This window comes from Streptomyces sp. DSM 40750 (assembly GCF_024612035.1).
Lineage (GTDB): Bacteria > Actinomycetota > Actinomycetes > Streptomycetales > Streptomycetaceae > Streptomyces.
Genome location: NZ_CP102513.1, coordinates 6,580,725 through 6,602,350, shown reverse-complemented (window position 1 = coordinate 6,602,350; position 21,626 = coordinate 6,580,725). Strand labels below are relative to the sequence as shown.

General features: G+C 71.4%; 18 protein-coding genes and 1 pseudogene. 12 read left to right on the top strand and 7 right to left on the bottom strand.

The genetic code is table 11. The annotated features are described in order from the left end of the window. Window positions 1-274 precede the first annotated feature (274 nt). A complete protein-coding gene (locus JIX55_RS29405) occupies window positions 275-1,174 on the bottom strand; it encodes a glycosyltransferase family 2 protein (RefSeq protein ID WP_257566271.1) in 900 nt (299 codons plus the stop codon). 296 nt (window positions 1,175-1,470) lie between these two features. Here JIX55_RS29405 and JIX55_RS29400 point away from each other — a divergent pair, with 296 nt between their 5' ends. Beyond that, a complete protein-coding gene (locus JIX55_RS29400; RefSeq protein ID WP_257569511.1) occupies window positions 1,471-2,103 on the top strand; it encodes a DUF6000 family protein in 633 nt (210 codons plus the stop codon). Between the two features lie 152 nt (window positions 2,104-2,255). On the opposite strand, the gene JIX55_RS29395 is transcribed toward JIX55_RS29400, so the two are convergent. Then, window positions 2,256-3,488, bottom strand: coding sequence for an MFS transporter (locus JIX55_RS29395; RefSeq protein WP_257566270.1), 1,233 nt, complete (start codon window positions 3,486-3,488; stop codon window positions 2,256-2,258). A 64-nt stretch (window positions 3,489-3,552) separates the two neighbouring features. Between JIX55_RS29395 and JIX55_RS29390 the strand changes: the two genes are divergently transcribed. Continuing rightward, window positions 3,553-3,939, top strand: coding sequence for a MerR family transcriptional regulator (locus JIX55_RS29390; protein WP_257566269.1), 387 nt, complete (start codon window positions 3,553-3,555; stop codon window positions 3,937-3,939). A 76-nt stretch (window positions 3,940-4,015) separates the two neighbouring features. Here the strand turns inward: JIX55_RS29390 and JIX55_RS29385 are convergent, their stop codons facing one another. After that, entirely contained in the window at window positions 4,016-5,410 is a 1,395-nt protein-coding gene (locus JIX55_RS29385; protein WP_257566268.1) for a Tat pathway signal sequence domain protein, read from the bottom strand. 157 nt (window positions 5,411-5,567) lie between these two features. Here JIX55_RS29385 and JIX55_RS29380 point away from each other — a divergent pair, with 157 nt between their 5' ends. The 6 genes from JIX55_RS29380 (at window position 5,568) to JIX55_RS29355 (ending at window position 12,895) form a co-directional block, all read left to right on the top strand. Further along, window positions 5,568-5,780 (top strand): hypothetical protein, encoded by a 213-nt coding sequence (locus JIX55_RS29380; RefSeq protein ID WP_257566267.1) that lies wholly within the window; start codon window positions 5,568-5,570, stop codon window positions 5,778-5,780. Between the two features lie 25 nt (window positions 5,781-5,805). Beyond that, the gene (locus JIX55_RS29375; protein WP_257566266.1) at window positions 5,806-8,202 is read left to right on the top strand and encodes an ATP-binding SpoIIE family protein phosphatase; all 2,397 of its coding nucleotides are present in this window, start codon (window positions 5,806-5,808) and stop codon (window positions 8,200-8,202) included. Between the two features lie 311 nt (window positions 8,203-8,513). Beyond that, window positions 8,514-9,794: a LacI family DNA-binding transcriptional regulator gene (locus tag JIX55_RS29370; protein ID WP_257566265.1), complete on the top strand. Its 1,281-nt coding sequence runs from the start codon at window positions 8,514-8,516 to the stop codon at window positions 9,792-9,794. A 91-nt stretch (window positions 9,795-9,885) separates the two neighbouring features. Next, window positions 9,886-11,127, top strand: coding sequence for a sugar ABC transporter substrate-binding protein (locus JIX55_RS29365; RefSeq protein ID WP_257566264.1), 1,242 nt, complete (start codon window positions 9,886-9,888; stop codon window positions 11,125-11,127). Then, window positions 11,124-12,074, top strand: a complete 951-nt coding sequence (locus JIX55_RS29360; RefSeq protein ID WP_257566263.1) for a carbohydrate ABC transporter permease — start codon at window positions 11,124-11,126, stop codon at window positions 12,072-12,074. Before JIX55_RS29365 ends, JIX55_RS29360 begins: the two co-directional genes overlap by 4 nt. Further along, a complete protein-coding gene (locus JIX55_RS29355) occupies window positions 12,071-12,895 on the top strand; it encodes a carbohydrate ABC transporter permease (protein WP_257566262.1) in 825 nt (274 codons plus the stop codon). Before JIX55_RS29360 ends, JIX55_RS29355 begins: the two co-directional genes overlap by 4 nt. Before the next feature lie 73 nt (window positions 12,896-12,968). Here JIX55_RS29355 and JIX55_RS29350 read toward each other — a convergent pair. Continuing rightward, window positions 12,969-13,115 (bottom strand): annotated as a pseudogene (locus JIX55_RS29350) (ISAzo13-like element transposase-related protein); the annotation flags it as partial. 186 nt (window positions 13,116-13,301) lie between these two features. Here JIX55_RS29350 and JIX55_RS29345 point away from each other — a divergent pair. Further along, window positions 13,302-14,831, top strand: coding sequence for a glycoside hydrolase family 6 protein (locus JIX55_RS29345; protein WP_257566261.1), 1,530 nt, complete (start codon window positions 13,302-13,304; stop codon window positions 14,829-14,831). Window positions 14,832-15,279: 448 nt separating this feature from the next. Here the strand turns inward: JIX55_RS29345 and JIX55_RS29340 are convergent, their stop codons facing one another. Next, window positions 15,280-15,930, bottom strand: coding sequence for a YwqG family protein (locus JIX55_RS29340; protein WP_257566260.1), 651 nt, complete (start codon window positions 15,928-15,930; stop codon window positions 15,280-15,282). A 39-nt stretch (window positions 15,931-15,969) separates the two neighbouring features. Between JIX55_RS29340 and JIX55_RS29335 the strand changes: the two genes are divergently transcribed. Further along, on the top strand, window positions 15,970-16,203 hold the full coding sequence (locus tag JIX55_RS29335; RefSeq protein ID WP_257566259.1) for a hypothetical protein: 234 nt from the start codon (window positions 15,970-15,972) through the stop codon (window positions 16,201-16,203). Window positions 16,204-16,720: 517 nt separating this feature from the next. Here JIX55_RS29335 and JIX55_RS29330 read toward each other — a convergent pair. After that, window positions 16,721-16,978, bottom strand: a complete 258-nt coding sequence (locus tag JIX55_RS29330) for a hypothetical protein (RefSeq protein ID WP_257566258.1) — start codon at window positions 16,976-16,978, stop codon at window positions 16,721-16,723. Window positions 16,979-17,173: 195 nt separating this feature from the next. After that, window positions 17,174-17,539 carry a MerR family transcriptional regulator gene (locus JIX55_RS29325; RefSeq protein WP_257566257.1) on the bottom strand — a complete coding sequence of 122 codons (366 nt, stop codon included), beginning with the start codon at window positions 17,537-17,539 and terminating at the stop codon, window positions 17,174-17,176. 92 nt (window positions 17,540-17,631) lie between these two features. On the opposite strand from JIX55_RS29325, the gene JIX55_RS29320 reads away from it, so the two are divergent. Beyond that, window positions 17,632-18,111 carry a hypothetical protein gene (locus JIX55_RS29320; protein WP_257566256.1) on the top strand — a complete coding sequence of 160 codons (480 nt, stop codon included), beginning with the start codon at window positions 17,632-17,634 and terminating at the stop codon, window positions 18,109-18,111. 513 nt (window positions 18,112-18,624) lie between these two features. Continuing rightward, window positions 18,625-21,597, top strand: coding sequence for a helix-turn-helix transcriptional regulator (locus JIX55_RS29315; protein ID WP_257566255.1), 2,973 nt, complete (start codon window positions 18,625-18,627; stop codon window positions 21,595-21,597). Window positions 21,598-21,626: the final 29 nt, after the last annotated feature.

Below are 21,626 nucleotides of genomic sequence, written 5' to 3'. Positions count from 1 at the left end.
CCGCCCCGCGGCGACCTGCCCGCCGCCTCCCGTACGGCTCCCCGTGGAACCGTTGGGCTCATGTTAGCGATCCGTTGGCGGGACCTGATGTGATCACTTCATCGGATCCGGCGCCGACGGCGCACGCGTACTACGCGTAGCTCGGGGGAGTGCCGCCGCCGCTGCCGGATCCGGAAACGCAGAAAGCGCGGTGCCCCGGTCGTTGAAGGTGAACGACCGGGGCACTCGTGTTGCGCGGGATGGCCCAAACAGCCTGCCGCGCAAGCCGGTTGGGCTACAGGATCGGCGGTCGGCCCAGCCGCGTCAGTCGCCCCACCGTCCGCCAGCGCATGGGCCGGCGTTCGCCGCCCGACTCGCGCCAGCCCTCCACGAAGCCGCCGAACCACGCCTTCAGTCCGCCCACCGAGCGCATCCGCAGCAGGGTGATGAGGACCCACACCCCCAGGTGGACGGGGATGAGCGGGAGCGGGAGGCGACGGCGGGCGAGCCAGACGCGGTTGCGGGCGTTGACGCGGTAGTAGATGGCGTGCCGGGCGGGCGAGGTCTTCGGGTGCTGGAGGAGCAGTTCGGGGGCGTACAGCACGGTCCAGCCGGCGTCGATCGCCCGCCAGGCCAGATCGGTCTCCTCGTGCGCGAAGAAGAACTCGGCGGCCCAGTCGCCCGTTTCGCCGAGCATGGCCATGGAGAGGGCGTGCCCGCCGCCGAGGAACCCGGTGACCGGCCCGCCGCGCATCGGGTCCTTGGCGCCGACCCTCGGCACATGCCGCCGCTGGGTCTCGCCGTGCTCGTCGGCGATGCGGAACCCGACGATGCCGAGGCGGGGGTCGGCGGCGTACAAGTCCCGTACGCGGCGCAGCACATCGGCGTCGACGAGCAGCCCGTCGTCGTCCAGTTCGACGACGACGTCGATGTCCCCGAACTCCCGCAGCCGCTCGATGGCGACGTTCCGGCCGCCGGGGCAGCCGAGGTTCTCGTCCACTTCGATGAGGGTGACCTCGCCGGGCAGGCCGAGCCGTTCGGCGAACTCGGGAAGGGGACACCCGTTCCCGACGACGACGATGCGCTCGGGCGCCACGTCCTGCTTGGCCACGGAGGCGAGCAACGCGTCCACCTCCGCGGGCCGATTGCCCATCGTCACCACGGCGACAGCGACCCGAGGCCCGGCCTCCACCACGACACCAACCCCATCCCGTCCACGGACCGCCGACGACCACCAGCAGAACCGACGACCGCTGGACGACTTCCCGTTTCCATCGACTGTTTACGGCCGGGATGCTAGCCGTTCATGCCCGAGTCTTCTCGCCGACTCCTCGCGTACGCCGGTTCTCCCCCTTGTGTACGGGCTCGCGCCTCGCCCGCGCCGGTCATTCCCGGCCCTTCTCCGGGGCGGGTGGCGTGGATCTACGCTTCCGGCATGGCAGAGCCGAGCCGAGGGAACCGCGCACGTGGCAGAAGTCGGGTGTGCCGGACATGACGCCGGAGGAGGTCGTCCACTGGAACGCCGTCAGACGGTACGTCCGTCCTCGCGCCCACCGGCGGAGCACCGGCCGCTACGGCGAGTTGGGGAGCGGTCAGTTCCTGCGGTTCGAGGGGGCCACCCGCAGGCGGTTCCTGCACCCGCTGCTCCTCGACGCCGCGTCGATCACGGACGCCGACCTGAACGCCCTCCTCGCCCACGGCTGGCGCCCTCGCCTCACGGCCGCCTGGCTGATCGGCGTGTCCCGGCGCGTCTCGTACCGGGCCCGCATCGCTGAGCTGCTGCTGGACAGCGAGATGGCGTACGCGGGACTGGGCTACTGCTTCGCCCTGGCCCGTTTCGGCACCCACGAGGACGCCGGGATCCTCACCGCCTACCTGAACCGCTATCTGCCCCGCACCGACCTCCACTACGACCAGCCCGTCGCCCTGGGTGCCCTCCTGTACGTCGACAGCCGCCTCGGCACGGCCTACGCGGCGCCTTTCACCCCACCCGACGGCCCCTATCAGCGCTGGGTGGACGCCGCCATTCACGAGTCGGGCCGGCACGCGTACGCACCCGACCGGGAGCAGTCGACCATGGAACGGCTGTGCGAGTTCGCCGACGGCTGGTCGACACCGGGCTGAGACACCGTGCCGGGCTCGGACACCGAGGTCTCCTCGGGCTCGGCCGTCAGCGGACACCCTGGGCTCGGCCGTCAGCGGACACCTGCCGGGCCAAGACCACGGGCCCCTTCCGCCGGCCGCGGGTGACCGCCCGGCCCACGCCCGGGAAGGTCTCAGGAAGCCCCCGGCCGCTCCGCCGGAAACCCGTGCGCACGGGCGGCCACCACGACGAGCAGTACCGGCACCAGCAGCGCGAGGACGCTCCACGGGAACGAGGCCGGGCCGAGGGTGTCGAGGAGGAGGCCGCCCGCCGCACCGCCTCCGGCCATGAAGGAGTTCCAGGTGGTGACCAGCAGGGCCTGGCCCCGGTCGCCGCCCACGTCGTTCACGGCGGTCTGGAGGAGGGTGGAGACGCCGCCCCAGCCGAGCCCCCACAGGACCATCGCGCCGTAGACGATCACCGTGCCGGGGAACACGGCGAGGAGGATCAGCAACACCGCCGCCACGGCGAACAGGACCGTGCTCGCGATGGTCAGGTGCCGCAGCCGGCGGTCGACGAGGGCGCCCGTGATCAAGATGCTCAGTAGGGAGGCGATGCCGAAGACCAGCAGGACGGTGTCACGGGAGGCCCCCATCTCGTACGTGTCCAGGAACGCGGCGATGTAGGTGTAGAGGATGTTGTGGGCCAGGATGTAGGCCGCGACGACGAAAAGGACGGCGAGGACACCGGGCAGCCGGAGGGCCCGTAGGACCGGCTCGCGGTGTTCGGGGCGGCGGCCCGGCGCGTCGGGGACGGCGGCGAGGATCCAGCCCAGCAGGGCGACGGAGACGAGCGCGACGAGGCCGAACGTCAGCCGCCAGCCGAAGAGTTCGCCGAGGAACGTGCCCAGCGGGATGCCCAGGGACAGGGCCAGCGGGATGCCGGCCATGGTGACGGCGATCGCCCGGCCCTGGAGGTGCGGAGGGGCTAGTCGGCGGGCGTAGCCGACGAGTTCGGCCCAGACCACGGCCGCGGCGACGCCGGCGACGACGCGGAACACCATGGTGAGCGCGTAGTCGGAGGAGACGGCGGTGATCGTGTTGGCCACCGCGAAGGCCGCCACGGCCAGGAGCAGCAGCCGCTTGCGCCGCCAGGCCGCCGTGGCCACGACCACGGGGATCGCCGAGACGCCGGTCGCGATCGCGTAGACGGTCAGCGCCTGGCCCATCGCCGGCTCGCCGACCGAGAGATCCCGGGCCATCTCGGGCAGCACCCCGGCCGGCAACGCCTCCGTGAGGATCCCCATGAAGGCCGCCAGAGCCAGGGCCAGCAACGGGGACCAGGGGAGGCCGGGAGGATTCCGCCCGGCCGTGGGTCGGCCAACTGCTTGCTGTCCAACTGCTTGCTGTGTAGGCGAAGTTGACATGCCGCTATGCTCGAACCCTCACACACATGTGAGGGTCAAGGCGACACTGCATGAGGTGGCTCACATGCGTATCGGCGAACTCTCCGAGCGCACCGGTACGTCCCGACGGCTGTTGCGCTACTACGAGGAGCAGGGGCTGATCACGTCCAGCCGCTGCGCGAACGGGTATCGCGACTACAACGAGACCTCCGTGGACCGGGTCGCGCAGATCAGAGGACTGCTCGACGCCGGACTGCCGACCCGGGTGATCAAGCAGATCCTCCCCTGCGTGGACTCACCGCGCGGCATCCACGTCTCCGACGCCACCCCGGAGACGATCGCCACCCTGGAGCGGGAACGGGACAGTATGTCCGACCGCATCGAGTGCCTGATCCGCAACCGGGACGCCATCTGCGGCTACCTCGACGCCGTACGGGGCGGCGGCCCGCAGCCGCCACCCCGTCCCGCATAGCCGCGTCGGTCGGCGCCGCCCGGCTGCAGGCGCGCGTCGGCGTCAGGCCCGCAGCGGCGTCAGGCGCGCGTCTGCGTCAGGCGCGCAGCGGATTCGCCCGTACCGCCGCCATCAGGTACCAGGCCGTCGCGCCCGTGTGCCGGTAGGGGTAGTAGCCGAAGCCGAATCCCGTGTCGAGGGGGCTGCTGGCCGAAACGATGCCGGAGCGTTCGGGGAGGGCTCGGCCGCCGACGGTCTGGGCGGTGCCGAGGAGGTCCTGGGCGCGTTCGAGGGAGTCGAGGAGGCGCCGGGCGTGCGTCTCGTCGCCCCGCGCGCCACGGTCGCGCAGGGCGAGCGCGAGGTGGGCGGTGCCCTCGAACCAGACGCCGTTCCGGTTGGGCCTGGGCTGGAAGTCGGCGATGGGCGCGTCCTCGTTCGCGAGGAGACTGGCGGAGCTGAAGGTGACGCCCGCGTACGACTGCCCGGCGGGGACCGTGCTGTTGCGGCGCTCGGCGTGGTCCAGGACGGCGAGTTCGGTGGTCGCCCAGTCCAGGGAGCGGGAGTAGCGGTCCGAGTCGAGGGCGAGATGCGTCCAGGTCTGGGTGTCCTCGGGGATGGGCGACTTGTTGACGGTCACCCCGTCGTTGGTACCGGTGTAGAAGAAGCCGCCCGACGAGTCCTGGGACGGCTCCCACATGCCCCTCACGAAGGCCTCGGCCCGCGCGCGCCGCTCCCACCACACCCGGTCGCCGGTGAGCCGGGCGAGCCGTCCGAACAGGCAGATCAGGTCGGTGTTGTGCTCGGTCGAGGTGAACGGCAGCTTCTCGTTCGCCCCGTTCACCCCGAACTTGTAGCCGCCGAGGGGCTCGTCGGTACGGCCGGTCCGCTCGATCCACTCCCCGATCCGCACCGCGGCGGCGAGGAAGCGCCGGGCCCCGGTCCGCCGGGCCAGCGCGCTCAGCGCGATCCCCGCCCAGGCCATGTCCCCCACGGCCGTCCCCGTGAAGCCGAACTGGGTGCCGACGTTCGCCGTACCGTCCGCCCGGACGAACCCGTCCGGCTGCGGTACGCCGTCGTAGTAGACGTACGGCCCGACGTTGTACGCCTGGCGCAGCCGGCCGTCGTCGTACGCCGGGTCGTGCTCCTGGGCGTAGATCAGCGCGTCCCCGAGCGCCACCGCCCGGGCCCGCCCGTCGGCCGTGCGCACGGCGAGGTGGGCCAGGATCGCGAGCGCGTTGTCGTACGTGAACGCCGTGCTGAACAGGCCCGCCTGGTCGGTGTAGCTCTGGGTCAGCCGGATGTCACCGTGGTCGGGGTACGCGTCCATGGCGGCGGCAAGGAAGGCCTGTCCGCGCCGCCGGGCCGAGGCCCCGGCCGCCCGGGGCGCCGCGTACGCCGGGCCGGGGCCGAGGGCGGTGAGCGCCGCCGCGGCCCCGAGACCGGTGCCGAGGAGCCTGCGGCGGCTGAACGCCGGGCCTTGTCTGCCGGTCATGGGTCTCCCTTGGAAGTGCGGGTTCCGTCTGAAGGCGCACCCTGATGACGGTGCGCCCGGATGAAGGTGCGCCCGGATCGTGAGAGCGCTCTCAGAGGTGCGCGCTCATTCTGCTGGTGCTCCTGGGACGGGTCAACGCCCCTGCCGCACAAGCCGATTGAAGAAGACGATCTCGCTGCGCGCGTCGGCGCCCGAGGCGTTGACGGTCGCGGTGCCCTTCGACCCCGTGCCGCCGTCGCCGTCGATACAGGTCGATACAGGAGGTGACCGCGAAGACGGCGAGGGCGACGCGGACGACGAAGACAATGAAAGGCGGCGAGTCCGACTTGTCCGTTTCTGGCGCAGCGCGCAGGCTGAGGACTATGAGTGACACGTCCGGCGCGAATTGAGCAGGAATGGATACAGCAAGGCCGGTTTCCGAGCAGGCATCCGGTCACTACGCGTATGCGGCCGAAACCGCCACGGCCACCGTCAGCCCCCAGGGCCTCGTCACAGGCTGGAGCGAGGGGGCTCGACGGCTGCTGGGATACGGCGCCGCGGAGGTGGTGGGGCGGGCGGCAGGCGAGTTGCTCGACGCGTACGACATGCGGGACGGCCGCTGGGAGCGGGGCGGCAGCGGCACGGCGGTGCTCCGGCACCGGGACGGTCACCTTGTTCACGTGAGTCTGCACGGCTCACCCTCCCTGGGCGCCGACGGGGAGGTGCGGGCCTACGTCGTCACCGCCACCGCCACGGCTGACGCCGCCACGGCTGACGCCGCCGGGGCGGGTGCCGGCCGGCCGATGGTGGCGTGGTCGCACAGGCAGTCGCCGCTGGCCATGGCGACGTTCACCAGGGCGGCGGAGGGGTGGCGGCTGGACGCGGCGCTGTCGGGGGATCCGCCGGGGGAGGCGGACGAGGAGGGGTTTCTGCGGCTCGTCCAGCAGGTGGCGGACGAGGGGAGGCCCATGCGCTACGAGCGCACCTCACCGGGCCCGTCCTCCTCGCGTCAGCAAGCCTGGATCACCGAGATGTGGCCGGTCAGGGAACCCGCGACCGGCGAGGTGTGCGCCGTCGGCACGGCGACGTTCGACAACAGCGAGGAGCACTGGGCCCGGCAGCGGCTGGCGCTGCTCAACGAGGCCGGCAGCCGCATCGGCAGCACCTTGAACGTGACCCGCACGGCCCAGGAGCTGGCGGATCTGGCGGTACCCCGGCTCGCCGACTTCGTCAGCGTGGATCTGCTCGACTCGGTGCTGCGCGGCCAGGAGCCGACGCCGGGGCCGCTCGACACCACGGTCGCGCTGCGCCGGGCGGCGCACCAGTCGACGTACGAGGGCGTGCCGGAGGCGGCCGTGGCGCTCGGCGGGCTCGACTCCTATCCCGCGTTCTCCCCGCCCGCCCGCGCGCTGGCCAGCGGGAAACCGCTGATCAGCGGTGTCGGCGACCCCGATTATCTGCGGTGGGTCGGTGAGGACAAGAAGCGGGGGGAACGCGTCCGGCGGTTCGGGTTCCACTCGATCATGGCCACGCCGCTGCGGGCCCGGGGGATCACGCTCGGGGTGGCGTTCTTCGCCCGCCGGAACGGCTCGAAACCCTTTGAGCAGGACGACCTGGTGCTCGCCGAGGAACTCGCGGGCCGGGCGGCCGTCGGCGTGGACAACGCGCGCCGGTACACCCGTGAACGCAGCAACGCACTCACCCTCCAGCGCAGCCTGCTCCCCCGCGAGCTGCCCCGGCAGGCGGCGGTCGAGGTGGCGTACCGCTATCTGCCGGCCGGTTCGGGGGCGGGTGTCGGCGGCGACTGGTTCGACGTGGTCCCCCTCTCCGGCACCCGGGTCGCCCTGGTCGTCGGCGACGTCGTCGGCCACGGGCTGCACGCCTCCGCGACGATGGGCCGGCTGCGCACGGCGGTCCGTACGCTCGCCGACGTGGACCTGCCGCCGGACGAGCTCCTCACCCACCTCGACGACCTCGTCACCCACCTCACGTACGACGACGGACACCTCCCCGAGGACCTGGAGATGCCGTCCGCCGCCGAGATCGGCGCGACGTGCCTGTACGCCGTGTACGACCCCGTGTCACGGGTCTGCACCCTCGCCAGCGCCGGCCACCCGCCCCCCGCCGTGCTCTACCCCGACGGCAAGGTCGGCGTGGTCCACCTCTCGCCGGGGCCGCTGCTGGGGGTCGGCGGTCTGCCGTTCGAGGCGACGGAGGTGGAACTGCCCGAGGGCAGTCTGCTCGCGTTCTACACCGACGGTCTGGTCGAGGCCCGCGACCACGACATCGGCGCGGGTGTGGACCGGCTCTGCGAGACCCTCGCCTCCCCCGTCCCGTCCCTGGAGGTCACCTGCGACGCCGTGCTCAAGGCGCTGCTGCCCGAGACTCCGGCCGACGATGTCGCCCTGCTCCTCGCCCGCACCCGCGCCCTGCACACGGACCAGGTCGCCGCGTGGTCCCTGCCGTCCGACCCGGCGGTCGTCGCGGACGCCCGCGCGCAGGCGTCGCGGCAGCTGGCGGTGTGGGGCCTTCAGGAGGCGGCGTTCGTCACGGAGCTGGTGGTGAGCGAACTGGTCACCAACGCCATCCGCTACGGCGCCGTCCCCATCGGCCTCCGCCTCATCCGCGACCGCACCCTCATCTGCGAGGTCTCCGACGCCAGCAGCACCGCCCCCCACCTCCGCCGCGCCCGCGCCTACGACGAGGGCGGCCGCGGCCTCCACATGGTCGCCCAGCTCACCCAGGGCTGGGGCACCCGCCAGACCTCCACCGGAAAAACCATCTGGGCCGAACAACCCCTCCCGGCCAACTGACGATGACAACGCGAGCCTTGGCCACCGCCCCGAGCCCGCCCGGAACCACGCCGGGCGCGCGGGCGGTCGGGTGCGGCTCGCGTCGTGGGCCGGGGGTGCGCGGTGGTCCGGAGACGGGCGGAAGGCCGGGCGGGGGCACGCCGACGTACGGGGCCTCGGGAGTGGGCGGGGGCCCGGAGATGAGCGAAGGGCCGGGCGCGGGCACGCCGGCACATGGGGCCTCGGGAGTGGGCGGGGGCCCGGAGATGAGCGAAGGGCCGGGCGCGGGCACGCCGGCACATGGGGCCTCGGGAGTGGGCGGGGGCCCGGAGATGAGCGAAGGGCCGGGCGCGGGCACGCCGGCACATGGGGCCTCGGGGGTGTGCGGCGGTACGCCGGTGGACGAGGGTCCCTCGGCACGTCGCGCGTCGACGGGTGAGGGCGCCGCGCCAGCAGCCGGCAGCGGCCCCGCAGCCGCGTCCGTTCGGGACACCAACCCCCCCTCCGCCGATGCCTCTTCCCACCCCACGGCCACCGCCGACACCTCCACCGCCGACACCTCCCCCTCCCCCACGGCCTCCACCGGCCCCTCCCCCTCCCCCACGGCCTCCACCAGCCCCTCCCCCTCCCCCACGGCCTCCACCAGCCCCTCCCCCTCCCCCACGGCCGCCGTCGGCACCCGCACCCTCGGCCTCGTCTATCCCCCCGCCGGGCGGAACCGCGACTACACCGGTATGCAGCTCGCGTTCATCGGCGGGGTGGCCGAGGCGGCGACGGCGTACGACTACGACGTGTTGCTGTCGCCCGCGAACCGGGCGAGTGACGTGTCGTTCCGGCGGATGGTGGACGGGGGGCGGGTGGAGGGGGTGATCGTGATGGAGATCAAGTTGGAGGACGACCGGGTGGAGCACCTGGCGCGGACCGGGTTCCCGTTCGTGACGATCGGGCGGAACAGCAGGGCGGAGGAGACGGGCTGGGTCGACCTGGACTTCGCGGGGCTCGCCCGGGGATGCGTGTACCACCTGGCCGACCTGGGCCACCGCAGGATCGCCTTCGTCAACAGGTCCGAGCAGCTGTTCCAGAGCGGCTACGGCTTCGCCCACCTCGGTCTGGAGGGCTACACCAAGGCCATGGCGGAGCAGGTGCTCACCCCGCACGCCTACCTCTGCGACGACGAGGTCACCGCCGGTGAGGCGGTCCTGGAACAGATCCTGCGGGACGACCCGGCGACCACCTCCCTCGTCACCATGAACGAGGCGGCGCTGGAGGGCCTCTACCGCGGTCTGATCCGGCACGGCCGCAACGTCCCGCGCGACTTCTCCGTCGTCGGCGTCGCCGCCGGCCACTGGGCGGAACGGGTGAACCCGCAGCTCACCGCCGCCGAGATCCCCGCCAAGGAGATGAGCCGGGTGGCCGTCGACCTGATCATGCGCCGCCTCACCAAGCCCGGCGCACCACCCCGGCACGTCCTCCTCAAACCCCTGATCTCCCTCCGGGACAGCACCGGCCCCTGCCGCCCGGTCCCCGGCTCGGAGCCCGAAAAGGAATTCCCGGACCTCGACCAGTTCCCCGACCTACCGGACCTACCGGACCCGCCGGATTCCGACTTCTGAGACCCACCCCGACCGAGGCCCACGCCTTCCAAGCCCCCCACACCGCCACACCCCCACACCCCCACACCCCCACACCCCTAGGGAGCAGAGCATGTCCCACCCCGTCGACCGCCGTGGTTTCCTGCGCGCCGCCGGCGCGGGCGCGGCCGGACTCGGTCTCGGTTCCGCGCTGGCCGGCTGCGGCTCGGACAAGCAGAGCGGCACCGTCACCCTCACCTGGTGGGACTACTTCACCCTGGACAATTTCCGGCCCGCCTTCGACCGGCTGATCAAGGACATCGAGGCCCAGGTCCCGGGCGTACGCATCGAACGCCGCACGTTCCCCTTCGCCGACCTCGAACGGCAGATCACCCTGGGCGCGGTCTCCGGCGACCTCCCGGACATCGCCATCGTCGACAACGTCTCCATGAACTCGCTCGCCGGCAGCGGCCTGCTGGCGGACCTCACCGAGCGGGTCGAGGACTGGGGTCAGGCCGACCAGTACTACAAGGGCCCCTGGGACGGCTGCCAGGTCGGCGGCAAGAACCTCGGCATCCCCAACAACAGCAACTGCCTCGCCCTCTACTACAACCTCCGGATGCTCGACTCCGCCGGCGTGCGGCCCCCGACCACCTGGGACCAGCTCGCGGACACGGCCCAGCGGCTGACCAGCGGGGAGCGGTTCGGGCTCGCGATGAGCGCGATCAGGACGGAGGAGGGCGTGTTCCAGTTCCTGCCGTTCCTGTGGCAGGCCGGCGGCGACCTGGACACCTTCGCGACATACGGCGCGACCGCGCTCGCCTTCCTCGACGACCTGGTCGCCAAGGGCTCGCTGTCCGAGCAGTGCGTGGGCTGGACGCAGCAGGACGTCAACACCCGGTTCGTCAACGGGCGGGCCGCGATGCAGATCAACGGCCCGTGGCAGCTGCCGACCATCAAGAAGACGGACGTGGAGTACGGCGTGGTCGCGCTGCCCCGCGACAAGGAGTCGGCGACCTGTCTGGGCGGCGAGAACTGGGTGGTGATGGCGAGCAGCGACCACCAGGACAAGGCCTGGGAGGTCCTGGAGTACACCCAGCGGCCCTCGGTCCTGGTGCCGTTCCTGGTGGCGCTCGGCAACCTCCCCGCCCGCAAGGACCTCGCGGACACCGGCACCTGGGCCTCCGACCCGGCCCTCCGGCTCTTCCTCAGCCAGCTGCCCGTGGCCCGCCCCCGCCAGTACGGCCCGGGCTACGCCGACGCCTCCCAGGCCGTGGCCGAGGCCGAACAGTCCGTACTCACCGGCACGGCCTCCCCCTCGGCCGTCGCGAAGACCACCGCCACGAAGCTCGACAAGGCACTGGAGCAGCGGTGAGACGAGGCGCCGGCACAACGGAGAGAGGACGCCGGCCCCCGCTCCTCCGCCCCGTTTCCCTCGCCACCCGCCGCCGACGCGCCGGTTACCTCTTCTCCCTCCCCGGTCTGGTCTTCCTGGCCCTCGTCCTGGCGTACCCGCTGCTCTACAACGTGTGGACGTCCGTGCACGACGTACACCTGAAGGAACTCCTCGGCGGTTCCTCGCCGTTCGTGGGTCTCGACAACTACCGGACCACCCTCGACGACCCGGACTTCTGGCACGCCGTACGGCTCTCGCTGGTCTTCACGGCGGGCTCGCTGCTGTTCCAGTTCACGATCGGCTTCGCCCTGGCCCTGCTCTTCGCCCGGCCGTTCCCCTTCAACGGCCTGCTCCGCTCCCTGCTGCTGGTGGCGTGGCTACTGCCGCCGGTGGTCAGCGGCACCCTCTTCCGCTGGATGCTCGACCAGGACGCCGGCGCCTACAACGCGCTGCTCCGCGCGGTCGGCCCGGACTCCCTCGCCCACGACTGGCTGATCGACCCCGGCACCGCCCTGGCCGGGGTGGTCTTCGCCAACGTCTGGGTCGGCGTGCCCTTCAACATGCTGCTGCTCCTGGTCGGCCTGCACACCATCGACCCGGAGCTCCACGAGGCCGCCGCCCTGGACGGCGCGAACGCCTGGCAGCGCTTCCGCTGGATCACCGTCCCGCTGATGCGGCCGGTCTCGGTGACGGTCCTGCTGCTCGGCCTCGTCTACACGTTCAAGGTCTTCGACATCATCTTCGTGATGACGGGCGGCGGCCCCGTCGACGCCACCAGCGTGCTGTCCCTCTACGTCTACGAGATCTTCTTCAAGTTCTTCCGCTTCGGCGAGGGCGCGGCGGCCGGCCTGCTCCTGCTGCTCGTGCCGCTGCTGGCGGGCGCGTGGTACGTACGCCGGTTGCGTGGGGAGGGGGACGCGGCGTGAGGCCCCGTAGACCCTGGCTGCTCACCGCCGGCGCCGCCCTTCTCACCGCCGCCTTCCTCCTCCCGGTCTATTGGATGGTCAACACCAGCCTCACCAGGCCGGACCGTATCCTCGCCGAGACTTCGCGGTGGATCCCCGCCCCGCCCACCACGGAGAACTACACGACCGCGCTCTCCGACGACGCCCTCCTCCGCGCCCTGCTCAACAGCGTGGTGATCTCCTGCGGAGTGGTCGCGCTGACCCTGCTCCTCGGGGCCCCCCTCGCCTACGCCCTCGCCCGCATCCGGATGCGCGGCTCGGGAACGATGGTGTTCGCCCTGTTCATCGCCCAACTCCCGCCCAGCATCGTGCTGGCGGCCCCGCTGTTCATCCTCGAACGCCGGGCCGGGATCGACGACACGTACCTCGGTCTGATCGCGGCGGACACGACCCTCACCCTGCCGTTCGCGGTGATCGTGCTGCGGCCCGTGCTGCGGAGTGTCCCGAGGGAGTTGGAGGAGGCGGCCCTGGTCGACGGCTGCGGTCCGGTGGGGGTGCTGCTGCGGGTGGTCCTGCCGATCATGGCCCCCGGTCTCGTGGCCGTGTCCGGGCTCTCCTTCCTCATCGCCTGGGGCGAGTTCGTCTTCGGTCTCACCCTCGTCTCCGAACCCGCCGTCCAGCCCGTCACCGTCCTCCTCAACGCCTTCGTCGGCACCCACGGCACCGCCTGGGGCGCCCTGATGGCCACCGCCACCGTCATCAGCATCCCGGTGGTCTGCGTCTTCGCCGCGTTCCAGCGGTTCATCGTCGGCGGGCTCGCGACGGGAACGGTCAAGGGCTGACGCCGACCGCGTGGAGCCATGGCAGGGGCGAGGCCGGAGCAGTGGCCCTTACTTACGCGCCGACCAGCTCCTACTTCTCGGCGTCCATGCCGATCACCGGCTGTCCGGTGTCCATATGGACCTTGGCCTGCTCGTCGATGTAATCGAACTGGGCGTCGCGGTCCGAGTGTTGAGCGCCCTCGATGGTCTTGGCGTTGGCCCGCGGGCTGAGACCTTCCTTGCAATGCGGAATGTGCCGCACCTCATACGAGGGGCCTCTCTGGGCTCTTGATCCGGCCGTGCCGCTGTCATGAGAGTGGGGCCCGTGGGCTTGATGATGACCAAGCGCACGGGGGGATTATCAAGTACTCCCTCCTCCCTGTTCGGCCCGCCCGGTGCGAGCCGACGGAACGAGGATGTCCGAATCATGCGCGTGATATCGCGGCCGTTTACGACTGCCGCCGCCCCAGTCCTGGCCGCCGCCCTGCTGGGGGCCGTTGTCCCGTTGGCGGGTCCGGTGACGGCGGTCCAGGCCGCCCCGGCCGCTGCTTCCGCCACCTACGGCGAGCTGGCGGAGAACGGGACCTTCGCGTCCGGCACCACCGGCTGGTGGAACTCCGCGAACGCCTCCATGGCCCCCGTCGACGGAACACTGCGGGCCTCCGTCGGCGCCGGGACGGTCGACCCATGGGATGCGATGATCGGGCAGGACCACATCGAGCTGCGCTCGGGGGTGGCGTACACCCTGTCCTTCGACGCCACGTCCTCGGTGCCGACGAGCATCCGGGCAACCGTTCAGATGGGTACCAGCCCCTTCACCGCGCCGTTGGACAAGACCATCGGCCTGGAAACCGCCTCCCAGCACTTCAGCTGGACGTTCACCTCCGACGTGCAGGCCGCCGGGCAGATCACCTTCCAGCTCGGCGGCCAGCAGGCAGCGACCGACGTCGTCTTCGACAACGTCTCGCTCACCACCTCCACCGCCCGCGAGGGCTTCTACAACGACCCGGTGAACAACGCGGCGACCTGGGTGGAAGCGAACCGGGCCGACCCGCGCGCCACGAAGATCGACGCGGCGATAGCCGGCCACAACACGGTGAAGTGGTACGGCGACTGGGACGCCGACGGCAACAGCGCGACCGACATCGAGGCCGAGGTGAGCAACTACGTCGGCGCGGCGGCCGCGAAGGGGCAGTTGCCGGTGGTGGTCGCCTACAACATTCCCGGCCGTGACTGCGGCGGAGCCTCCTCGGGCGGCGCCGGCTCCTCGGAGCTGTACAAGGCGTGGATCGAGAAGTTCGCCCGGGGCATCGGCCGGCGCCCGGCGATCGTGATCCTGGAGCCTGACGCGGTCGCCCAGGCCGCCGACGAAACCTGCATGAAGGGCGGCACGGAGGAACGTTTCGACATGCTCTGGTACGCCAACCAACGCTTCCAGGAGCAGGGCGAGTTCGTCCAGACCTATCTGGACGCGGGCAACGCCACCTGGACGCTCGGCGACGCCGGCACCGGCGGCACCGGCGGCACGGGGATCGGTCTGGAGAAGATGGCCTATCTGCTCAACCGCTCCGGAGTCTCACTCTCCGGCGGTGTCTCGATCAACGTCTCCAACTTCGATTCCACCGACATCTCCAACGACTACGGCCGCCGTCTGGCCGCCCGGATCCAGGCCGACTACGGCGTCACCGTCCAGTGGGTGGTCGACACCGCCCGCAATGGCAACGGCGGTTATGTGATGCCCGGTTCGCCGAGCAGCGGCCATGTCGGCTTCTGCAACCCGGCCGACCGCAAACTCGGGGTGACCTCCCGGGCCGGTGAAGGTGGCGCCGAGTATCTGCTGTGGATCAAGAACCCGGGCGACTCGGACGGCGACGACCCGGCCAACTGCCCGGCGGGCTCCCCGCAGGCCGGCAGGTTCTCGCCGGCGCTGGCCGAGGCACTGATCGACGGCAACTGAGCCTGATCGAGAAGTTCGACAACAACGGCAGCGGCACACAAGGGTGACGCCGCCGCCCTTGCCCGCGCTCCGCCCCCCTTGACGCTGAACACGGATTGCGCTTGTCGGAGCCGAGGTGGTCGGTTGATCCCGACCACCGATCGGACAGCGGCAGCCACTTCGTCAGCCGCTGAAGGAGGCCCCCTCATCTGTCAGCCGAAGGTTCTCGGCCTGCAGCCCGCACCATCAACTCGTGGATCAACTGACCGTCAACCGTCTTCGGCTGCTTCGGCTCAGGCGTCTCGGCGGTCTCGGCCTCCGTCACGTGCCACTGGGAACCGATGAATCTTCCTGGATCAGGGATTGCCCCGAACACTCACGGCCACCCCGGAGGAGACTGTGGCGGAGGAGGAGAGCGGGGGGGGCGGCCCGTCCGCGTAGGCGGCGGGGCCTGCCGCCACAGGCGCGCTCAGCCCGTGAGGAAGGCGCCCTCGGAGCAGGGGCGGCAGACGAAGACGTAGCCCAACTGGCCGCCGAGGTTCATCGCGGTCTGCCGGTCGATCCCCTCCTCCAAGTGTGCCGCGAATTCCGTCGTGCCGGAGCAGGAGGGGCACCCGGGCCACCGGTCGTCGTCCAGGTAGGAGGGGCTGCCGCCGAGCGATCCGAGCACCTCGCGTTGCTTCCCGAACCGCTCGCCTGGCTCCCGCTTCCACCCTGAACGGGCGAGGTCGTATGTGTCGCGCGGGAGATCGTCGCCGTCATCCTCCTCGGGATCGAGCGTCACGACCCGGGTCGTGATCGCCGACACTGCGGGCAGCAGCGTCACGCCCTTCTCGGGTACGGCCACCGGTACCAGTCCCGCGGGCGGGAAAAGAAGGACCCGATTCGCCCCGGAGGTCGCGTCCCACAGCTCGCAGGCGCCCGGATCGTTCTGGCACACGAACACCGACAGGACGCCGTACTCGACCGGCAGATGCGCGAAGAACTGCATCGGCCCTCCGCAGTAGTCGCCGCACACCGGCCAGGTGAACCCCTCGGGGGCCAGCGGCACACCCCCGGTACGTGGCACGTCCGCATCGGGCGCGGCCGTACCGTCGTAGATCATCAAAGTGGCCTGCATGGAGGAAGGCTACGGGCAGTCGGCAGCTCAGGATCCAGCATGCGCAGTGGGCCGTCGCGGATCATCCCGATGTACCCCGAGGAGGGAGCACTCCACGAGATCGGCGACGCCGGCGGCGGTAAACGGGTCAAGGACCGCGCGATCCTGATCCTCAGTCAGTTTTCCGCGCGTGTGCACGGCCCGTGCGGCGATGGCGCAGGCGGACTTGCTCTGTGTGAGAAGGCCCTCGCGGACCTGGTTCAGCTCATCGACGCGCAGGAGCAATGCCGATGAGACGGCGTGGTCGATCGCGGAATGCTCCGAGGCGGGCACCCGGGCCGCCCTGGTGCCACCGGCGGAGGAAAGCCTGGTTCAACATAGCGAGCGCGTCCGCCGACAGGGCCGTGGCGGACCTGATGTGGCGGGCGGTCGTGGGATCAACGGGGCGTACCTCCTGTGTCGTGCGGACAGCGGTCAGGCTACGGTCCGGGTCGGACAGGGCTCCGACGGCTGGGGCAGCCCGCGTGACACGGACATCACAGTGCCGTTGGACTGCACGCCCCCGAACCGGTCGGCGGCTCCCGGCACTTTGCGGCTTCCCCGCGTCGGGCCACTGGCCGAGCACCTGGTCGAGGTACTGGCTTGGGCCGCGCGGTTGCCCGTCGCGCGGGCTGATACCTCAGACGCGCCACGTGGAGCCGAAGCCGCGTAACGGGTGCAATCCGCAGGATGCGCTGATGCCCCCGGTGCCCAGGAGCAGCCCCTGGGCACCGGGGGCACCACTCCATGCCCTACACGGGACGCCTCGCCATCACCGCCTGTCCGCCGCCATGATGCCGACACACTCTTCGAGCGCGGCATGCAAGGACGGTACGAACGCGGCGAGTTCGCTGTCCGACGCCTTCCCCGCTTCCAGTACGGCCCCCACGACCGTCACCAGGACAGCGGCGGCCTTCAGGGCATGCGTGTCGGCCAGTTCCTCAAGGAGACCACCGGGACGCGTGACCGCGAACGCCTCCTTGCCGGTGGCCGGGTCGACGCCGAGGCTACGCAGAGGTGACGGGCTCATACGGCGGCCTCCCACGAGCAGTGGTCCTGGCATACCGTCGGCGGCGACGACGTCCAGGAGCGAACATGGGGGTGCGGACCGGGTGCGGTTCTGCTGAAGGGAAGCGTTGAGGCTAATGACGATCCTTGAAAAGGATCACCACCCCTGCTCAGCGCGTTCGACAAACCTGCTCAGTTGATCGGCCAGGCCCGTGACTCAGCCGGATTGGCCGATTGCCCGCAACGGGCATCCAATGCCGACGCGCTCGGCGAGTTCGGCCCGCAGGGCGGCCAGTTCGGCCATGCGTGCGTCGATGACCTGGATCTTCTCCTCGAATAGCGCAGACAACGCTTCCGCGGCATCCGGCGCCTCGCGCAGTTCATCGCCGTGCCGCGCGATCTCCGCCAGTGAGAATCCGAGTGTCTGCGCGGTGCGGACATAATGCAGCCAGGCCACTGCCTCGGGCGGAAAGTCGCGGTAACCGTTGGCCAGCCGCCGACCTGCGACGAGGCCGACCTTCTCGTAGAACCGGATGGTGTCTTTGGTCGTACCCGCCTGCGCGGCCAACTCTCCGATACGCATGGCCCTCCGTCGAAGTGATGGGCTTGACCTTGGAGCGTACTCCACTGTTTACCGTGAGGCGTCGCTGTCACGAGACCAGCAGGAGCCTCATTGTGATCCGTCTCTTCACCCCCGCACGCCCCATCTATCTTCGCGTCGTTCGCGCGAGCGCCTGGTACGACCTCGTCGTCACGGCGGGATTCGCGACGCCGTGGACGTACGCGCTGGTGCATGACGCGCTGTCATCGTTGGGCGACACACTCGGGCTGGGCGTCATGCCCGAACTCGACCCGATACAGACCCTGTACGCGAATCTGATGGGTTCGGTCGTGGTTGTCTGGGCCGTCCTGCGCATCGTCAAGCCGCTGCCGGTGCACGGACTGCTCGACGGCGTCGCGCGCACGCTATTCGCGGCGTGGCAAGCGTACGCGTTGGCCCACGGTGCCACGCGGCTGCTGTGGCTGTTCTTCGTCGTCGAAGTGGCGTTCGGCGTCGTCCAGCTTGTGCCGTGGCGGCGGAACCGGCACACCAACCTGGTGGACGACCATGCCGACCCGGACGATGGCCACCCGCTCAGCGCAGCGAGTCAGTGACGCCCGCGTGGGGCACGTACCCCGGCGGCCCTCACACGTGCCTTGCTCGCCGGTTCCAGGAGCCCCACCAGAGCTGGGGAAACCCGCGAGTGCGCGGTGACGACGTAGGAGTGTCCGGAGCGGCCAGGTCGCGGGCCGCCTCGGTCGTCATGCACAACCACCTTCCGCGCCAACGCCGCCTGAGTCGGTTTCCCCTCCTGCTTCCACCACCGCCTGAGCATCTCCGCGAGAGCCACCTCCGGCGACTGCTCCCCTGCTCGCCCTGTAATCCGCTCACTGTCCCGTGCCCTGATCCATCCCGCGCGCGATCACCGTCGACTACGTCACCTCGCGCACGCCGGACGGTAGTTGACCCCGGTACCTTCGTACGCCACGCGCTCACAGCCGCCACGGATCCCCGCAATCCCCACTCCCCCATCACGGAGCGGGGAACACGCACGACCGGCCGAGCGGGTTTCTGTTGCTTCTGTATGGTCTTCCTGTCCGATCACACGGGGAGAGGGACCGGCGCGCATGACCGCAGTGCCCGTACCGGCGGCCGGAGAGCGCCCCGTCGCGCGGGAGGCCGAACTCGCCCGGCTCACACGGGTCTTGGATGCCCTGGGAAGCGGTCGGGGCGCGGTCGTGGAGATCGGTGGAGAGCCGGGCATCGGGAAGACCCGCCTGGCCACGGCCATCTTGGAGCTGGCCGTACTACGGGGACTGCCGGTCACCCGAGCCCATGCCGTACGCGGAAACACCGCCCCGTTCCAGGTGTTCCGCGACGCCTGGGAGGCGCGGCAGGGGTTCCCTCAGGCAGCCGGCGCCGGCGCCACATCGTTCGCCGAGATCCGGGACCGGCCCGCCGCGTGGGCCGGGGGCGGTGTCCTGGTGCTGGACGACGTCCACTGGTGCGACCCGGAATCGACGGCGACGCTCGTACGGCTGGTCCGTTCCGTGGTGCCCGGCCCGTTCGTTCTCGCCCTCGCCCATCGCCCCCGGCAGACCGCGCCCGAACTGCTGGCGGCGCTGGAGGACGGCGTACGGGCCGGCACGGTGACGCGGATCGAACCGGCTCCCCTCGGCACGGATGCCGTGGCCGCCCTGCTCACCGACTGGCGCGCGCCCGTGGGTCCCGGGCCGCACGACCCCGCCGTACTCCAGGAGTTCGCGGGGCAGATAGGCGTCGCGGCGGGAGGCAATCCGCGGTATCTGCGCCTGCTCGTCGCGGCGGACTGGCGGCCCGACCACTGGCCGGACCGCCCCGGAACCGACGCGGACGCGCTCCTCCACGAGGCGAAGCCGCTGATCGCGGAACTCGACGCGTTGACGTCGCGGGCCTCGGCCGCGGTGTCGGCGGCGGCGGTGCTCGGTTCGCCGTTCCGGCCGCAGGACGTCGCCCCGGTCGCCGGGCTGGACCTCGACGACACGCTCGACGCGCTCGCCGAACTGGAGCGGGCGGACCTGGTACGACCGGCCGACTGGAGCGGGGGGCCGAGCCTGCTGAGGTTCCGCCATCCCGTCGTCGGCCATGTCGCCCACGAACGGGCCGGTCTGTCCTTCCGGCTGCGGGCCCACCACCGCGCCCTGGACCTGATCACCGCCCGGGGCGGCCGGGCCCGCGAACGCGCCCGCCACGCCGAGCACCTGCTGGGCACGGACGCCGCCCTCGCCACGCGCACCCTGGCCGAGGGGGCCGCGGAGATCGCCGCCCGAGCACCGGCGACCGCGGCCCGCTGGCTCCGCCTGGCCCTGGAGTCCCTGCCGGACGGGGGCGGGGCGTCCGCCTCCCGGACCACGCTGGAACTCGCCTGCTGCCGTGCGCTGATCGCCTCGGGGCAGCCGGAAGAGGCACGCGCCCGCGCGCACGAGCTGCTGGGAGCCCCGCGTTCGGCGCTCACCGAGAGGCAGTTGCTCCAGGCCCACGCCGTCTGTGCCGACGCCGAGCGGCAACTCGGCCGCTACCAGGAGGCGACGGCCATCATCCGCACCGCCCTCGACCTGCTGCCCCGGCCCCTTCCCGATCCGTTGCCGGCCGAGGCCGTCGGACTGATCATCGAGTACGGGCTGGTCCACGTCCTGCGCGGTACGCACGACCAGGCGCGCGCCCTACTCCGAGAGGCGTCACGGACACCGAGCGAAGCGGATCGCACCGACCGGACGGATCGCAGGGATCACGCGGACCATGCCGGTCACGCAGGTCACCCACATCACCCAGATCAAGCAGGTCAAGCAGGTCAAGCAGGTCACCCAAGCCAAGCCGGTCACGCAGGTCACGCGGACCGCACCGTGCTGCGCGTCCTCTCCGCCCTCTGCGCCACGCACGCCGGAGACCTCGACGAAGCCGGTCCCGAGGTCACTCGTTGTGCCCGGCTGCTGGACGCGCTGCCCGACCCGATCGCCGGCCGTACGCCGGAGACACTCGCTCTGCTCGGCTGTGCCGAGCTGTACCTGGAGCGGTTCGCGGACGCGGCCCGTCACCTGAACCGGGGGCTGGAGGCGAGCGATTCGGATGCCCGGAAGCCCATCCTGATGCACCGGCTCCTGGCGCTCTCCATGGTCGAGCAGTGGACCGGCCGACTGGACGCCTCCGAGCGGCGGACCCGGGAGGTCGAGGCGCTGGCCCGCTCCCTCGGCGCGACACCCGCGGTCGTCCTGGCGCAGGCGATGCGGGCGACGACTCTTCTCTGGGCCCGTGGAGAGCGGTTCGCCGCCGAGGCCGTCGAGCTGGTCGAGGAGGCGACGACGGCCGCCCCGCCCGGCCACAGCTGGTGGGCCGCCTCGGCGGCGGGCCTGCTCGCCCAGGCACGGCTGCTCGCGGGTGACGCCGCCGGGTGCCGGCGGACCCTGCTGGACAGCGGGGGCGGCGAACGGCTGCCGCTGGTCCGCCCGTTCCACCGGCCCTTCCTGCTCGCCGTGCTGGCCACGGCCGCGCTGGACTGCGGGGACCCCGAGCAGGCGCACCGCCTGGTCCGGGCCGCCGAAGCGGAGGCCGAGGTACTCGGGCTGCCGGTCCAGGTGGCGTACGCACATGATGCCCGTGCCCGGCTCCACATGGCCGAGGGCGAACACGACGCGGCGGTCAAGCTCTTCGAAGTCGCCGCGCGTGCCTTCCGGTCCGCCGACATGCCGGTTCAGTACGCCTGGACGCTGGCGGCCGGCGCCCGCTCGCTCGCCGAGACCCAGGGCCGGGCCGCGGCCCTGCGCCAACTGGACGCGGCCGACACGGTCGGCCGCAGCTGCGGGGCACGCCTCGTACAGGAGCGAGTGGCCCGCATCCGGAGCGGACTGTCCGGGAGCGACCGGACCGCGCACACCCTCGACCTGCTCAGCGACCGCGAGCGCGAGATAGCCGAACTCGCCGTGGCAGGGCTGCGCACCCGTCAGATCGCCGAGCGCCTCTTCCTCAGCCCCCGCACCGTGGAAACCCATCTCTCCCGCGTCTACCGCAAACTCGACGTCACCTCCCGCCTCACCCTCTCCGCCCTCCTGCGCCGAACCGGCTGAGCGGTCACGGGCCACCGCGCTCCGTCGGT

What these genes read in the sequence shown, in the direction of transcription:
- JIX55_RS29330 (WP_257566258.1), bottom strand. Translation starts at nt 16,978, where the DNA reads ATGAGCCCGTCACCTCTGCGTAGCCTCGGCGTCGACCCGGCCACCGGC.
- JIX55_RS29385 (WP_257566268.1), bottom strand. Translation starts at nt 5,410, where the DNA reads ATGACCGGCAGACAAGGCCCGGCGTTCAGCCGCCGCAGGCTCCTCGGC.
- JIX55_RS29375 (WP_257566266.1), top strand. Translation starts at nt 5,806, where the DNA reads ATGGATACAGCAAGGCCGGTTTCCGAGCAGGCATCCGGTCACTACGCG.
- JIX55_RS29365 (WP_257566264.1), top strand. Translation starts at nt 9,886, where the DNA reads ATGTCCCACCCCGTCGACCGCCGTGGTTTCCTGCGCGCCGCCGGCGCG.
- JIX55_RS29315 (WP_257566255.1), top strand. Translation starts at nt 18,625, where the DNA reads ATGACCGCAGTGCCCGTACCGGCGGCCGGAGAGCGCCCCGTCGCGCGG.
- JIX55_RS29390 (WP_257566269.1), top strand. Translation starts at nt 3,553, where the DNA reads ATGCGTATCGGCGAACTCTCCGAGCGCACCGGTACGTCCCGACGGCTG.
- JIX55_RS29340 (WP_257566260.1), bottom strand. Translation starts at nt 15,930, where the DNA reads ATGCAGGCCACTTTGATGATCTACGACGGTACGGCCGCGCCCGATGCG.
- JIX55_RS29335 (WP_257566259.1), top strand. Translation starts at nt 15,970, where the DNA reads ATGCGCAGTGGGCCGTCGCGGATCATCCCGATGTACCCCGAGGAGGGA.
- JIX55_RS29345 (WP_257566261.1), top strand. Translation starts at nt 13,302, where the DNA reads ATGCGCGTGATATCGCGGCCGTTTACGACTGCCGCCGCCCCAGTCCTG.
- JIX55_RS29395 (WP_257566270.1), bottom strand. Translation starts at nt 3,488, where the DNA reads ATGTCAACTTCGCCTACACAGCAAGCAGTTGGACAGCAAGCAGTTGGC.
- JIX55_RS29400 (WP_257569511.1), top strand. Translation starts at nt 1,471, where the DNA reads ATGACGCCGGAGGAGGTCGTCCACTGGAACGCCGTCAGACGGTACGTC.
- JIX55_RS29325 (WP_257566257.1), bottom strand. Translation starts at nt 17,539, where the DNA reads ATGCGTATCGGAGAGTTGGCCGCGCAGGCGGGTACGACCAAAGACACC.
- JIX55_RS29370 (WP_257566265.1), top strand. Translation starts at nt 8,514, where the DNA reads ATGAGCGAAGGGCCGGGCGCGGGCACGCCGGCACATGGGGCCTCGGGG.